Below are 12,716 nucleotides of genomic sequence, written 5' to 3'. Positions count from 1 at the left end.
AAAGCGGGCCGGTCCGTGGGGGGGATACGGACCGGCCCGAGGGGGGGATTCCACCATAGCCCCTTCCCGGGGGTGGTCCGTGCACCCTTGCCGTTTTTCATGCCGCCAACCCGCCGAGCGCCACCCCCGCCAGCGCTCCGACGATCATGAAAGGGCCGAACGGCAACGGCGTCCGGCGCCCCGCCCGGCGGGCCAGGACCAGGGCCGTCCCATAGGCCGCACCCAGGGCGAACGCCGCGAACGTCCCCAGCAGGAGCACCTGCGGGCCGTACCACCCGAGAGCGGTCCCGCAGGTGATCGCGAGCTTGACGTCGCCGAAACCCATGCCCCTCGAATGTATGAGGAACAGCACAAAATAGCCCACGCCCGACGCCGCACCGCCGAGCAGCGCCCCCGTCCAGCTCCCGCCCGCGGCGGGAACCAGGGCGGCCAGCCCGAGGAGGGCGCCGGCGGCTCCGGCGAGCGGCAGCGTCAGGACGTCCGGCAGCCGGTGCACGGCCACGTCCACCACGGCGAGCAGGACGAGCACCGGCGTCAGCAGCAGCCAGACGAGGAGCTCCGGCCGCCCGCCGACGGCGCCGGCCAGCCCCGCGCACACCGCCGCCGTCAGAACGGCGAGCGGGCCGGGCGCCGGCCCGTACCGCGCTCCCCCGCAGGCCCGGCACCGCCCCCGCCCCGGCCGACCGGTCACGGCGTGCCCGCGCGGGCACCGGTCCCGCCACGGCTCTCCCGGCGGCACGGCGAGCCGGTGGGCGGGACGCACGAGCAGACAGCCGGCCACCGCACCGTACGCGGCGGCGGCGAGCACCAGCAGAAGTTCGGCCACCCGCCGAGCCTACGGACGTCCCCGCGCTAACCTGACCACCCGTGAGGAGAGCGCGGATGACCGACGGCCCGGCGCTGCTCCGCGTCGGGGAGATCTCCGTTCCCCTGGAGGTGGCGGCGTCCCTGAGGGCCCGGACCCGCGGGCTGCTCGGTCGTGACGGCGTGGACGGCGCTCTGCTGCTGACGCCGGCCGGAGGCGTCCACACCTTCCGCATGCGCTTCGCCATCGACGTCGCCTACCTGACCCGGGACCTGCGGGTGCTGGCGGTGCGCACGATGCCGCCCGGACGGCTCGGGCTGCCCCGGCCACGCGCCCGGCACGTGCTGGAGGCGACGGCCGGCGCCATGGCCGCGTGGGGCCTGGTGGCCGGCATCACGGTCACAGTGGAACCACCGCCGGACCGCGACTAACCTCGATCGAGTGATCGATACGGAACGTCTCCACCTGCGTCCGCTGACCGCCGACGACACCGACCGGATCGTGGAGCTGACGTCAGAACCGGAGGTCGGCCGCTACCTCCCGGCCCTCGACCCCGAACAGCTGCGCGCACGGGTCGGGCACCTCGCCGCGCAGTGGGGCGAGCGCGGCTACGGCGTGTTCGCCGTGGAGCTGAGACACAGCGGGGAACTCGTCGGACGGGTGGGGCTCATCGACTGGCCGCAGTTCGACGAGGTCGAGGTCGGCTGGACGCTCCGGCGGGACGCCTGGGGCCACGGCTACGCGACGGAGGCCGCCCGGGCCTGCGTCGACTTCGGGTTCGCCACCTGCGGCAAGCCCTACCTCACCTGCAACATCCACCCCGACAACGCGCCGTCGTTCCGCGTCGCCGAGCGACTCGGCTTCCGCCGGTTCCGCGAGGACACGCTGCTGGGGATGCCGGTCGTCGTCAACCGCCTGGACCGTCCCACGGCCGCGTGACGGCGGCCCGCCCGGCCGCCGCCACCTGCGCTCCCCGCGCGGGCCGTGGCGCTCAGACCAGCTCGGCCCGGAGCGTGATGTTCTTGACGGCGGCGAGGGCCTGACTGACCGGGCAGTTCCGCTTCGCGTCCTCCGCGGCGGCCCGGAAGTCCTCCTCCGAGAGGCCGGGCACCCGGGCCCGGACGCTCAGCACGATGCCGGTGATGCCCTCACCCGGCTGGAACGTGACATCCGCCTGCGTGTCCAGCGACTCCACCGTGTGCCCCTGACGGGTGAGCGCCCCGGAGAGAGCCATCGGGTAGCAGGCCGAGTGGGCGGCGGCGATCAACTCCTCGGGACTCGTCATACCGCTGGGCTCCTCGGAACGGGCCGGCCAGGACACGTCGAACGTGCCCAACCCCGAGGACGCCAGCTCCACCCGGCCCCTCCCCTCCAGCAGGCTGCCTTCCCAGTGCGTCGTCGCGGTGCGCGTCGTGGCCATGATGCGGTGTTCCCTCCGGGTGATCCGTCACGTGCGGGCCGGGCCCGTCACGCGTGAACCCGGCGACCGCCGAGCCCACACCTGACGGTACGTCAGCCGACCCCGTCGCTCAGGCAGGCGACGGCTGCGGTTCCGGCCCGGGCGACGGCGGCTCCGGCGTCGGCCCCGGCGCGGGGGTGGGCTGCGGCGGCGCGGGGGCCGGCGGTTCCGGCGGCACCGGCACGGGCCCCGGCAGCGGCCCGGGCACGGGGCCGGGGTCGGGACCACCGGGGCCGGGAGTGGGCGCCGCAGGGTCGGGGTGGGTGGGAGAAGCCGCGTCGGGGTGGGTGGGAGAAGCCGCGTCGGGGTGGGTGGGAGAAGCCGCGCCGGGGTGCGCGGGGCGGCGCGGGGTGGTCACGGGTGTCACGGATACCTCCAGTCGCCCGGCACGGCCGCCGGGCCTCGGGGGTGGGCCTCCCCCTCGGGTGCCCGGCCGCCGTCACGTCACTCCTCGGGCGGCGGCGCACCGGCGCCACGCCACCGCGACGGACTGGCGTCAGCCGCGGCGCCAGGAATCGTCCGACAGGTGGGAGCCCGCCTGGGGCCCCATGCGGAGCATGCCGCCGTCCACGGCCCAGGAGGCACCGGTGACGTATCCGGCGTCGGGCCCGACGAGAAAGGCGATGACCGCCGCGACCTCACGGGCATCACCCGGGCGCCCCAACGGCACCCCCGGGCGCGGATGCCGCTCGACGTCCTCGTCCTCCTTGCCGGTCATGGGCGTGGCGATCTCCCCCGGTGCGACGGCGTTGACGTTGATGCCGCTCTCGGCCAACTCCAGCGCCATGACCTGGGTGAGCAGGCCGAGGCCCCCCTTCGCCGCGCAGTAGGGGGCGGCACCCACCCGCGGCTGGTGCTCGTGCACGCTGGTGACGTTGACGATCCGGCCGCCGTCACCCTGGGCGATCATCCGGCGCGCGGCACGCTGCGAGCAGAGGAGGGGACCGACGAGGTCGACGTCGATCACCGTGCGGATCAGGTCGTGGCCCAACTCGAGGAAGGGCACGGACGAGCCCGTTCCCGCGTTGTTGACGAGGGCGTCGACACGGCCGAGACGGTCGGCGAGCACGTCGATGGCCGAGGCGGCGTCGGGCAACGTGGACAGGTCCATGTGCTCGACCTCCGCCCGGCGGCCGAGAGCGCGGACCTCCGCGGCCGTCCGCTCGGCACCCTCCGCGTCGCTGTGCCACGTGATGCCGACGTCCATACCCGCCTCCGCCAGCCGGACGGCGGTCGCCCGGCCGATTCCGGAGTCGGCCCCGGTGACGACGGCGACGCGATGCTGATCCGGCTGGTGGTCCATACGTGCTCCTCCTCGGGTTCCTCTACCTCACCGTGGGTGCCCCGAACGGGGCATCCGATGCGCGCGGATCCGAGGAGGGCACCGCGAGGCCCCGGCTCCGCCGAGGGTCGTCGGCGACGCCGGGGCCCACTCGCCGTCACCGGCCCAGTGCGTCCTTGAGCTCGGCCTTGCTCATCGACGAACGACCCTTGACATCACGCCGCTTGGCCTCGTCGTAGAGCTGTTCCTTCGTCCTCTCCGCACCGCCCGAGCGCGCGCGCTGCCCGCCGCTGCGACCGGCCGACGCCGAGGCACCGCGCGTCTCACCGGACTGGGCCTTCTGCTTGTTCACCGTGCGCGCGGCGATCTCCTCCGCCCGCTGGGCGCTGCGCCCGCCGCGCCGCATCTCGCTCTGCTTGACGTGCTCGTACTGCCGTTCACGCTTGGATGACTTCGCCACCGTGGTCTTCCTTCAGGTCGGATCGACGAACCGGTTCGGACTGATAAGCAGAACCGGGCATACGGGCACAAAATATCCCCACCCCACGCGACCCGCACGGCGACGAGGGCGACTCGGCGACCATGCACCCCGCACGTCCGGCATATTCGCAGAGCAAAATCCCGCAGAAGACCGCTACATACCTGCCAGAGTGGCTAGAATACGCGGCCCTTTTCCCCTTGCCGTCGCGTGCGCAAACGCCTTAACTTCATAAGTCATCAGTCTAGGAAAATGAACGTTCAACCGGGGTGGGGACATGAACACATACGAGACGCAGGGCTCGGGTGACGCTGCCGGGTTAGCCCGCGCCCAGGAGGCCGCCAGCCGCTTCGCCGCCTACCTCCGCGAGGGCCCGCCCGACGGCGTCGAGCAGTCGCCGCCGCAACTCCTGACCGGCGACTGGCCGATGCCCGCCGGCACCCGCTCCGTCTACGCCGTCGGACAGGCCCTCGTCCTGCGCGGCGCCTTCACCCAGGCCGACACCTTCGCCCTCAAACGGGCCTTCCCGGGCCAACTCGTCACCCTCGACGAGGCCGAGGGCCCTGAGCGCGGAACCGCAACCCTGGTCGTCTGGCCACCCGACCTCAGCGGCTCCACCGCGTGAACACGGCCGTGGCACCACCGGGTGCACGGTGTCCGGAATCGGACACAACCCTTCATGCGAATGGTGGCAGGGGGGTGGCAGCCCGCGAACGCCGAGACGCCCGCACCGTGACCGCCCAGGAACGGACGCCGCGCGTTTCCGTGTCCACAGAGCCGGGCCGGACGAGCCTGGGCCCGGCGTCACCCGCACCCGAGACCGGGATGTGCACGACGGACCCGGCCGACCGTCCACGCCGCACGAGGCCGCCCGGCCCTCGCATCACGCCCGGAGGCGAGGATCACCACGGGGGCGGCATCGTCGAAGAGCACGAGCCCGTGGCCCAGGACACAAGACCCGCGCGTACGACGGCGGCCGGAACACCACCCACACCGGGCAGCGGCATGACCTGAGCCGGTCCGTCACGGGGGAGAAGTGGACGAACCGGCTCAGAGTGACGAGCGTACTACGCTCAGCTCACTCGTCGCGCGGGAACGAGACCTCCACCCGCCGATTCTTCGTACGACCCTCCTCCGTCGAGTTCGACGCGACCGGGTAGTCCTCGCTGTATCCACGGATGTTGAACGTGATGCCCGCGTTCTCGAGATGCGTGACCAGCTCGCCGTGCACGGCCTCGGCCCGCTCCTGCGAGAGCTTCACCCCGTGGGAGTAGGAGCCGAGGTTGTCCGTGAACCCGTAGACGTTCACCTCGGTCGAGCCCTGCTCGTCGATCTCGTCCGCGATGTCCTTGATGCGGGAACTCGCCTGGCTGTTCAGCTCGGCGCTGTCCTTGCCGAAGAGGACCTCGGCCTGAAGCGTGAACGTCGTCTTCTCGTTGGAGTCCGCGCGACGCTCTTCGCCGTTCTCGTCCTCAACCACCTGCACGATGTCGATGACCCGCGACTCCGCCAACGTCGCCCCGTCGCGCATGAGGAGTTGCGGAGATCTGGAGTCGATTCTGACAGGAGCTTGATGACTGGCCGGCCCATCCGGCGAGTCCGCCAAGGCCGGAATCGGCGCTGAGCTGACCGCCAGGACCGTAAAGGCGCAAGTCGAAGACACCACACCTAGGCGCCGATACACCATCTCAATCACCCCTCGGCGAGGTCGACCGTCGCCGGCGACATTGAGGGAACGCTCAACTCAACCGTCGTCACACTGGCCGGCGGCGCAGGAAATTGAGCAAAGATTGGACTGCTTTCTCCAGAAGCGATACGAATCCCCGTGCTGCACAAACACTGCCCGTCAGTGTCCCTGAGAACCATGTAACGCTTCTTGCCTCCCCTGTCCACCAGACTCGCACCCGAGATGGAAGATTTCGACTTTATGGCATTTTCCTGCGACCTCCATTCAGCCGCAGAGAAAGACACACTTCCCTCATTCTTGGCCGTACCATGTACGGTGACGAAGCCATCGGCGTCACGAACGGCTGAATGAATAGTCAGCATCACCCCGTTTGATCCCTCCAGGACCGCCAGAGTATTCTCGGTGTCTACTCCTTCAGAAACGTTTTTATCTTGATCTTCCTGCCCGGAAATAGACTTCTCACTCTGATCGTCCTTCGGCGCGCCGTCACCTCCTCCACAGGAGGTCAATGCCAAGGAACCAGCAACAAATGCAACAACAATGGCCGACCTCAGGATCGTCCTGCTACGCCGCAGAGAAGACACTGATGACATCCTCAACCCCCAGCGGTTCATTCAACAAGTCGAATCGAGAAAAGCACGTCCAAGCCTGGAAGAGAGCGCACCTCTCCCGGCTCGTAGGAAAATTCACCCTCTTCACAAACCAACTTGACTCTTCCCTCCTCTTCGCCATTGGAGCCGCCCGATCCCGGAGAAAGGGCACAGAGTGGCTCGATAGCAGTCTTCGCTGCGGCAGTTGCGTACCTGTCAGAAGTTCCTGGCACCACCGTATCGCCGACAGACTCCAGCGCTTTCACGCCTACTTCTACCTGAATTTCATCCGACAGTAGAATACTGCAACTCAAGGCTTCCGCGTTATTCTCTTCAGCAAAATACTCAGCCCGTCGGCACGGATCGCCATTCAGGACGCTGCGCCCGAGTAGGGCTTCTTCAACCTCGGAAGGACTAGCAGAGTCTTCGAGCAGTCGATCCGCGAACTGCTCTCGTATGTCATAGGCCACCGCAAGAGCAGCTGCGTCGGCTGATCCTTGAGCCTCGCTACGACTCGCCGCAGACTGCCCAAATGCAAAATAGGCAAGCGCAAGGAAGAGTAGACCAGCCACAGCTGTTATGTATATGGGGAAACTTTGCCCTTCTTCGCCGTTATGCTGCCTCAGCCTGCTCCAGTGACCTTGTCGATCTGAGCGTTGATCGCATTGACGATCGCGGTACCGAAGTCGGTGGCCAGGAGGACGACGATGATGGCGGCTACTACGGCGAGGATGCCGAGGTATTCGATGGCCGTTTGGCCGCGGTCGTCGAGGCGGGGCTTGAAGGGGGGCATGGGGTTCTCCCTCTCCGGGGTCGGGCACGGGGGCGGGGGGTCGGGCGGTGGAGTGGGACGGAGGCGGGGCAGGGCCGAGACCGTCGCGGGGGGCGGCACGTGAAGGGTCCGGCATGGGACGCGGCCTCCTCGCGGTTCCGTCGGTCGTGGCTGACACTCGCTCCAGAGAGTGACTCTGCCACAACGGGTTGCGCACGCGAAGGGGTTGGGGTGAATTGTGTAGGAATTCATGAAGGGTCGGGGGCACGTCACTCACCGGTGATCCGGCTGAACTCGGTCTCGGTGCCGAGGAAGAGGCCCGCGACGAGGAGGATCAGGGTCGCGGGGACCATGACGGTAGTGATGACGAGGGTCGCCTTCGGCACGGCACGAGCGGCGCGGCGGCGGGCGTTCTGCGCGTCCGTGCGGCGCATGTCGGCGGCGATGGCGATGAGGGTGTCGACGATGGGCGCGCCGAGGTCCTCGCCCTGCTGGAGTGCGGTGACGAACATGGCGACCTGTTCTGAGTCGTTGCGTCGTCGGAGGTCCTCGAAGGCCTGGCGGCGGCTGACGCCCATGTCCATCTGACGCAGGGTGATGCGCAGTTCGTCGGCCCAGGGGCCCTCGTAGCGGTCGGCGACGCGGTCGAGCGCCTGGCGGAAGCCGAGACCGGCGGAGACGACGACGGCGAGGACGTCGAGGAAGTCGGGGAGCGTGCGCTCGATCTCGGCGCGGCGGATGCGGATGGAGGCGGCGATGCCGACCTCGACCCAGAACAGGGCGAAGGCGGCCATGAGCGCGGCGAGGAGCCACTGGCCGCGGGTGAGCATGGCGAGGGCGCCGAGGGCGCCGAGGGCGCCGTAGACGGCGCGGCGGGCTGCGTAGCGGTCGAGGGTGAGGCCGCCGGGGTTGCCGGCGAGGTCGATGCGGCGGCGGACGGCGTCGACGCGGCGGGGGCCCATCAGGCGCAGGACGAGCGGGGCCCAGCGCATGCCGAGGCGGTCGAGGGCGGATCCGACGGGCGTGGTGCGGGTGGAGCCGACCTCCAGGGCGAGGGCGAGGTCGGCGGGGAGACGGGCGTCGGCCCGGTAGAGGCGGATGCCGTAGGCGAGGCCGGCGAGGGAGAGGGCGGCGAGTGCGGCGAGGAGGAGGGTCACGGCGGGCCTCAGACGTCGATCCGGGACATGCGGCGGATCACGAGGAATCCGGCCGCGTAGAGGGAGAAGGCGACGACGACGGCCGCCTGGCCGACGAACGTGCCGGTCATGCGGTCCAGGACGCCGGAGCCGGCGCGGTCCATCATCAGCAGGACGGTGAGGCCGATGAGGGGGACGGCGTAGGCGGTCATCATCACCTGGGAGAGCTGGGTCTTGACCTCGCGCCGGGTCTCCTTGCGCTGTTCGAGGGTGTCGGTGAGGTTGCGCAGGGAGCCGACGACCTGGCCGCCGGCGCGGTTGGAGAGGACGAGGGTGGTGACGAGGACGACGAGTTCGCGGGAGGGGAGGCGGTCGGCGAGTTCGCCGAGGGCGTCGTCGAGGGTGTGGCCGACGCCGAGGGCGTGGGAGACCTTGGTGAGTTCCTCGCCGGCGGGGGCGTCCATCTCCTCGGCGGCCATGGTGATGGCGGTGCGCAGGGCCAGGCCGGCCTGGGTGCCGTTGGCGAGGAGCCGCGCGAGCTCGGGGAGCTGGTTGATGAACTTCTCGATGCGCTTCTGGCGTTGCCAGGTGAGGAAGGTGTGTGCGGCGACGAGGCCGAGGAGGGCCGCGAGCGGGCCGAAGAACGGGGAGAGCAGGGACTGGGCGAGCAGCCACAGGGCGAGGACGCCGCCGGTGACGTAGGCGGTGAACTCGCCGGGGGTCAGGTCGAGTCCGGTGGCGGTGAGCCGGTGGTCGAGGCGGCGGCCGAAGGGGGTGCGGCGCAGTCGGCGGTCGAGGGCGGCGAAGCGGCGGTCGGCGCCGGGTGGGGCGGGGGTGTGGCTGAGGCGGTCGATGAGGGCCTGACGCTGGGCGCGGCCCGCCGCGTACGTCCGCAGGCCGACGGCGGCGAGGACGCAGGTGAGCAGGGTCGCGCCGAGGGTGAGGGGGATCAGCTGGTCGAGTGTCACGGCGGGTCCTCAGCGGGCGGCGCGGGTGGCGAGTTCGAGTTCGGTGTCGCCGACGCCGAAGGTGGGTGGGAGGGCTTCGCCGCTGAGGTAGAGGCGTTCGGCGACGCGGCGCGGGACGGGGTGGTGCTGGAAGTGGCCGCGGACGACGCCGTCGGGTGCCACGGGCCGCGGGTGGAAGCGGGCGACGCTGACGAGGCGGTAGTCCTCGCGTCCGGCGGAGTCGAGGATGGCGATCTCGGTGACGCGGCGGGAGCCGTCGGCGTGCCGGGTGAGCTGGACGAGGACGTCGACGGCGCTGTTGATCTGGTCGCGCAGCGCTTCGAAGGGGATCTTGACCTCCGACATGGAGGCGAGCGTCTGGAGGCGCATCAGGGCGTCCTCGGCGCTGTTGGCGTGGACGGTGGCGAGGGAGCCGTCGTGGCCGGTGGACATGGCCTGGAGCATGTCGAGGGTCTCGCCGCCGCGCACCTCGCCGACGATGATGCGGTCCGGGCGCATGCGCAGGGAGTTGCGTACGAGGTCGCGGATGGTGATCTGGCCTTTGCCCTCGACGTTGGCCGGGCGGGCTTCGAGGGAGATGACGTGCTGCTGCTGGAGCTGGAGTTCGGCGGCGTCCTCGACGGTGATGACGCGTTCGCCGTCGGGGATGAGGCCGGAGAGGGCGTTGAGGAGGGTCGTCTTCCCGGAGCCGGTGGCGCCGGAGACGATGACGTTGAACTTCGCCCGGACGAGGGAGGCGAGGAAGAGGGTCATGGGCTCGTCGAGCGTGCCGAGGCCGATGAGTTCGTGGAGGGTGTAGGAGCGGGGGAAGCGCCGGATGGTCAGCGTCGGGCCGGTGAGGGCGAGGGGCGGGATGATGACGTTGACGCGTTCGCCCGAGGGGAGGCGGGCGTCGACCATGGGGTTGGACTCGTCGACGCGCCGGTTGACGGTGGAGACGATGCGCTCGATGGTCTGCATGAGCTGGTCGCCGGAGGCGAAGCGCATCGGGAGGCGTTCGACGCGGCCGGCCCGTTCGACGTAGATGTGGTCGGGGCCGTTGACCATGATCTCGGTGATCGACGGGTCCTCGAGGAGGGGTTCGAGGATGCCGAGGCCCAGGGCCTCGTCGACGACGCGGCGGATGAGCAGGGCGCGTTCGGCGGTGGAGAGGACCGGGCCCTCGCGGCTGATGATGTGGCCGAGGACGCGTTCCAGCCGGGTGCGGCGTTCGGCGGCGCCGAGCGACGACATCTCGGCGAGGTCGATCTCTTCGAGCAGCTTCGCGCGGAAGGTGCCGACGAGGTGGCTCTCCTCGGGCCGGTCGGTGGTCGCCGCGTGGTCGGGGGACGCGGCGATGCGGGCCTTGAGGCTCACGGTGTGCTCTCCTTCCGGCTGCGGTCAGTCGCGGACGCGGGGCATGGTGGCCGACTTCCGTGCGCTGCCGAAGTCGACGAACGGGATGACGGAGGGGATGTCGACGGTGGCGGTCACCGTGACCTCGCCGGGGGCGCGGGCCTCCGCGAAGGACGCGCCGTCGGCGAGCCAGCCGCTCAGCGCGCTCCGTCCGGCCCCGGCGGAGGCCCGGTCGTCGTCCTGCGAGACGTAGCGGGCGGCGGTGCGGGCGGCGGTGCCGGCCTGCTGGGCGGTGTACGCGGCGATGCCGAGCTGCACGCCGGCGAGGGCGATCAGAAGCAGCAGCGGCAGGAAGCCGAGGTACTCGATGGCGGCCTGCCCGGCGTCCCGCTCGCGGACGGGGGCACGGGCCGGGACGCGGTCGGGCGCGGGCGCCGGGTCGCGTCGCCGCCGGGGCTGCGGGGGGCGTGTCATCGCGGGGCCTCCGACACGTGGGCGGCCTCGCCGGTGACGTCGAAGGGGAAGGCGACGCTGCCGGGGAAGAGGACGGGCACCCGGAGGGTGACGGTGGCGTGGACGAGGCCGCCGGAGGTGCCGCACTCGACGGAGGCGGCCGAGCTCCAGGCGGCGGGGAGGTCCGCGGTGGCCGCGGCGGCGCAGTCGTCGTCGACGGCTCCGGCGCGGGCGGCTTCGTCGGCGGCGTTCCCGGCGAGGGTGAAGGTGTAGCCGACGAGGACGAACTGCCACAGCAGCACGAGGGTGAGCAGGATCAGCGGCACCATGCCGAGGAACTCCACGGTCACCTGGCCGCCGTCGCGCGGCGCGCCGCCCGCCGCCGGGCCGGGCACGGCTCAGCCCTCCCCCGCCGGGCCGCGACGGCGCCGGCGTGTGGTGAGGGTGCCGCGCGCGCCGTAGGGCACGAGGCCCTTGCCGGTGGGCGGTGCGCTGCCGGGGGGCTGCGCGGGGACGAGCGCGCGGCCGCCGTCCGTCCGGTCGCCGTCGGCGCCGCGCCGCTCGCCGCCGGCGAGACCGGCCTCGCCCGCGAGGGCCCACAGTGCCTGCCGGACGGCGCCCTTGCTGTCGAGTTCGTGCATGCGCGAGGAGTCCAGGCAGCCCTGGAGTTCCTTGAACCCGGCGGGGACGGTCGTGCGGGCGACGCGGGTGCCGGTGATGCGGGCGATCAGCGGGGGCTGGATCTCCGTGCTCCGGGTGTGCCGGTTGACGACGGTGAGGGTGTCCTCGGCCTTGCGGATCTGGAGGCGGTCCCACAGCCGCACCTGGCGTTTGACGCCGCGCACGGCGACGACGTCGGGGGTGGTCACGAGCAGGGCGGTGTCGGCGTTCTCCACGGCGGCGGCGCCGGCGGCGTCGAGGTGGGCCCCGCAGTCGACGACGACGGCGTCGTAGCGGGCGCGCAGGGCGACGAGGAGCTGTCGGGCGGCGGTCTCGGTGACCTCTTCGGCGCGTTCGCCCTCCGCCGGGGCGAGGAGCAGGGCGAGGCCGCTCTCGTGGGCGAAGACGGCGTCTTGCAGGACGCCGGGGGTGAGGTCGCTGATGCCCGCGAGGTCGGCGACGGAGCGGCGGAACTGGACGTCGAGGAAGGAGGCGACGTCGCCGGTCTGGAGGTCCAGGTCGACCAGGGCGGTCTCGCGGCCGGACGCCTGTGCGGCGAGGGCGAGTTGCACGGCGGTCAGCGTCGTGCCGACGCCGCCCTTGGCGCCGGTGACGGTGACCAGGGTGCCGCCCCGACCGGCGCCGAACGGGCTCTCGCCGGGGCCGAGGTGGCGGCGGACGCCGGTGGACCAGGCGGCGACGGCCTCGACGCGGGCGGCGAGGTCGTCGTAGCCGACGGGCAGCGGGAGGACGCCGCGCGCGCCGCTGTCCATGGCGGCGGAGTAGACCGCCGGGCTGGCGTCGCCGGTGATGAGGACGGTGCCGACGGCCGGGAAGCGCAGCGCGATCTCGCGCACGACCTCCAGGGCGGGGCGCGGTCCGATGCGTTCGTGGACGAGGACGACCTCCGGCAGCCCGGCGACGGATTCGGAGCCGAGGGCGGCCAGCAGGTCGAGGAGCGAGGTGGAGTTGCCGATGGGCGGCTGGGGTTCGGTGCCGGGGAGCCGGTTGAGCAGCCCGGTGAGGGCGTGGGCGAGGTCGGCGTCTCCCACGGCGGGGAGGATGCGGGTGGCCGTCGGGTGCATGGGAGG

17 protein-coding genes are annotated in these 12,716 nt (G+C 71.4%); 3 read left to right on the top strand and 14 right to left on the bottom strand.

Features of this window, described 5'->3' with window-relative positions:
- Window positions 1-97: 97 nt before the first annotated feature.
- On the bottom strand, window positions 98-826 hold the full coding sequence (locus IF129_RS18630) for a prepilin peptidase (RefSeq protein WP_191210858.1): 729 nt from the start codon (window positions 824-826) through the stop codon (window positions 98-100).
- Between the two features lie 56 nt (window positions 827-882).
- Between IF129_RS18630 and IF129_RS18625 the strand changes: the two genes are divergently transcribed.
- Window positions 883-1,236 carry a DUF192 domain-containing protein gene (locus IF129_RS18625; protein WP_191210857.1) on the top strand — a complete coding sequence of 118 codons (354 nt, stop codon included), beginning with the start codon at window positions 883-885 and terminating at the stop codon, window positions 1,234-1,236.
- 10 nt (window positions 1,237-1,246) lie between these two features.
- A complete protein-coding gene (locus IF129_RS18620; protein WP_191210856.1) occupies window positions 1,247-1,744 on the top strand; it encodes a GNAT family N-acetyltransferase in 498 nt (165 codons plus the stop codon).
- A gap of 52 nt (window positions 1,745-1,796) precedes the next feature.
- On the opposite strand, the gene IF129_RS18615 is transcribed toward IF129_RS18620, so the two are convergent.
- From IF129_RS18615 to IF129_RS18605, 3 genes are all read right to left on the bottom strand, one after another.
- Entirely contained in the window at window positions 1,797-2,225 is a 429-nt protein-coding gene (locus tag IF129_RS18615; RefSeq protein WP_191210855.1) for an OsmC family protein, read from the bottom strand.
- Window positions 2,226-2,760: 535 nt separating this feature from the next.
- Window positions 2,761-3,567: an SDR family oxidoreductase gene (locus tag IF129_RS18610; protein ID WP_191210854.1), complete on the bottom strand. Its 807-nt coding sequence runs from the start codon at window positions 3,565-3,567 to the stop codon at window positions 2,761-2,763.
- Between the two features lie 136 nt (window positions 3,568-3,703).
- Window positions 3,704-3,952, bottom strand: a complete 249-nt coding sequence (locus IF129_RS18605) for a plasmid stabilization protein (protein WP_191210949.1) — start codon at window positions 3,950-3,952, stop codon at window positions 3,704-3,706.
- 349 nt (window positions 3,953-4,301) lie between these two features.
- On the opposite strand from IF129_RS18605, the gene IF129_RS18600 reads away from it, so the two are divergent.
- Window positions 4,302-4,649 (top strand): hypothetical protein, encoded by a 348-nt coding sequence (locus IF129_RS18600; protein ID WP_191210853.1) that lies wholly within the window; start codon window positions 4,302-4,304, stop codon window positions 4,647-4,649.
- A 453-nt stretch (window positions 4,650-5,102) separates the two neighbouring features.
- Here the strand turns inward: IF129_RS18600 and IF129_RS18595 are convergent, their stop codons facing one another.
- The 10 genes from IF129_RS18595 to IF129_RS18550 form a co-directional block, all read right to left on the bottom strand.
- A complete protein-coding gene (locus IF129_RS18595) occupies window positions 5,103-5,555 on the bottom strand; it encodes an OmpA family protein (protein WP_318153823.1) in 453 nt (150 codons plus the stop codon).
- Window positions 5,556-5,716: 161 nt separating this feature from the next.
- The gene (locus IF129_RS18590; RefSeq protein WP_191210851.1) at window positions 5,717-6,295 is read right to left on the bottom strand and encodes a hypothetical protein; all 579 of its coding nucleotides are present in this window, start codon (window positions 6,293-6,295) and stop codon (window positions 5,717-5,719) included.
- Window positions 6,296-6,321: 26 nt separating this feature from the next.
- Window positions 6,322-6,873, bottom strand: coding sequence for a pilus assembly protein TadG-related protein (locus IF129_RS18585; RefSeq protein ID WP_191210850.1), 552 nt, complete (start codon window positions 6,871-6,873; stop codon window positions 6,322-6,324).
- Between the two features lie 50 nt (window positions 6,874-6,923).
- Complete coding sequence (locus IF129_RS18580; RefSeq protein ID WP_191210849.1) at window positions 6,924-7,094, bottom strand: Flp family type IVb pilin; 171 nt, start codon at window positions 7,092-7,094, stop codon at window positions 6,924-6,926.
- Window positions 7,095-7,342: 248 nt separating this feature from the next.
- On the bottom strand, window positions 7,343-8,230 hold the full coding sequence (locus tag IF129_RS18575; RefSeq protein WP_191210848.1) for a DUF5936 domain-containing protein: 888 nt from the start codon (window positions 8,228-8,230) through the stop codon (window positions 7,343-7,345).
- An 8-nt stretch (window positions 8,231-8,238) separates the two neighbouring features.
- Entirely contained in the window at window positions 8,239-9,177 is a 939-nt protein-coding gene (locus IF129_RS18570) for a type II secretion system F family protein (protein ID WP_191210847.1), read from the bottom strand.
- A 9-nt stretch (window positions 9,178-9,186) separates the two neighbouring features.
- Window positions 9,187-10,533 (bottom strand): CpaF family protein, encoded by a 1,347-nt coding sequence (locus IF129_RS18565; protein WP_191210846.1) that lies wholly within the window; start codon window positions 10,531-10,533, stop codon window positions 9,187-9,189.
- A 24-nt stretch (window positions 10,534-10,557) separates the two neighbouring features.
- Window positions 10,558-10,986 (bottom strand): TadE/TadG family type IV pilus assembly protein, encoded by a 429-nt coding sequence (locus IF129_RS18560; RefSeq protein ID WP_191210845.1) that lies wholly within the window; start codon window positions 10,984-10,986, stop codon window positions 10,558-10,560.
- Window positions 10,983-11,360 carry a TadE/TadG family type IV pilus assembly protein gene (locus tag IF129_RS18555; RefSeq protein ID WP_318153822.1) on the bottom strand — a complete coding sequence of 126 codons (378 nt, stop codon included), beginning with the start codon at window positions 11,358-11,360 and terminating at the stop codon, window positions 10,983-10,985. Before IF129_RS18555 ends, IF129_RS18560 begins: the two co-directional genes overlap by 4 nt.
- Window positions 11,361-11,363: 3 nt before the next feature.
- Complete coding sequence (locus IF129_RS18550) at window positions 11,364-12,710, bottom strand: AAA family ATPase (protein ID WP_191210844.1); 1,347 nt, start codon at window positions 12,708-12,710, stop codon at window positions 11,364-11,366.
- Between the last annotated feature and the right edge of the window lie 6 nt (window positions 12,711-12,716).

Origin of the sequence: Streptomyces chumphonensis (assembly GCF_014779715.1) — a bacterium.
Taxonomy (GTDB): domain Bacteria; phylum Actinomycetota; class Actinomycetes; order Streptomycetales; family Streptomycetaceae; genus Streptomyces; species Streptomyces chumphonensis.
Note: the sequence above shows the minus strand (reverse complement) of the source record. Positions and strands in the feature narration are given on the sequence as shown.

Excerpts from the sequence above, each read along its gene's own strand:
- IF129_RS18580 (WP_191210849.1), bottom strand. The coding sequence starts at position 7,094 with ATGCCCCCCTTCAAGCCCCGCCTCGACGACCGCGGCCAAACGGCCATC.
- IF129_RS18560 (WP_191210845.1), bottom strand. The coding sequence starts at position 10,986 with ATGACACGCCCCCCGCAGCCCCGGCGGCGACGCGACCCGGCGCCCGCG.
- IF129_RS18600 (WP_191210853.1), top strand. The coding sequence starts at position 4,302 with ATGAACACATACGAGACGCAGGGCTCGGGTGACGCTGCCGGGTTAGCC.
- IF129_RS18605 (WP_191210949.1), bottom strand. The coding sequence starts at position 3,952 with ATGCGGCGCGGCGGGCGCAGCGCCCAGCGGGCGGAGGAGATCGCCGCG.
- IF129_RS18595 (WP_318153823.1), bottom strand. The coding sequence starts at position 5,555 with ATGCGCGACGGGGCGACGTTGGCGGAGTCGCGGGTCATCGACATCGTG.
- IF129_RS18625 (WP_191210857.1), top strand. The coding sequence starts at position 883 with ATGACCGACGGCCCGGCGCTGCTCCGCGTCGGGGAGATCTCCGTTCCC.
- IF129_RS18550 (WP_191210844.1), bottom strand. The coding sequence starts at position 12,710 with ATGCACCCGACGGCCACCCGCATCCTCCCCGCCGTGGGAGACGCCGAC.
- IF129_RS18610 (WP_191210854.1), bottom strand. The coding sequence starts at position 3,567 with ATGGACCACCAGCCGGATCAGCATCGCGTCGCCGTCGTCACCGGGGCC.
- IF129_RS18615 (WP_191210855.1), bottom strand. The coding sequence starts at position 2,225 with ATGGCCACGACGCGCACCGCGACGACGCACTGGGAAGGCAGCCTGCTG.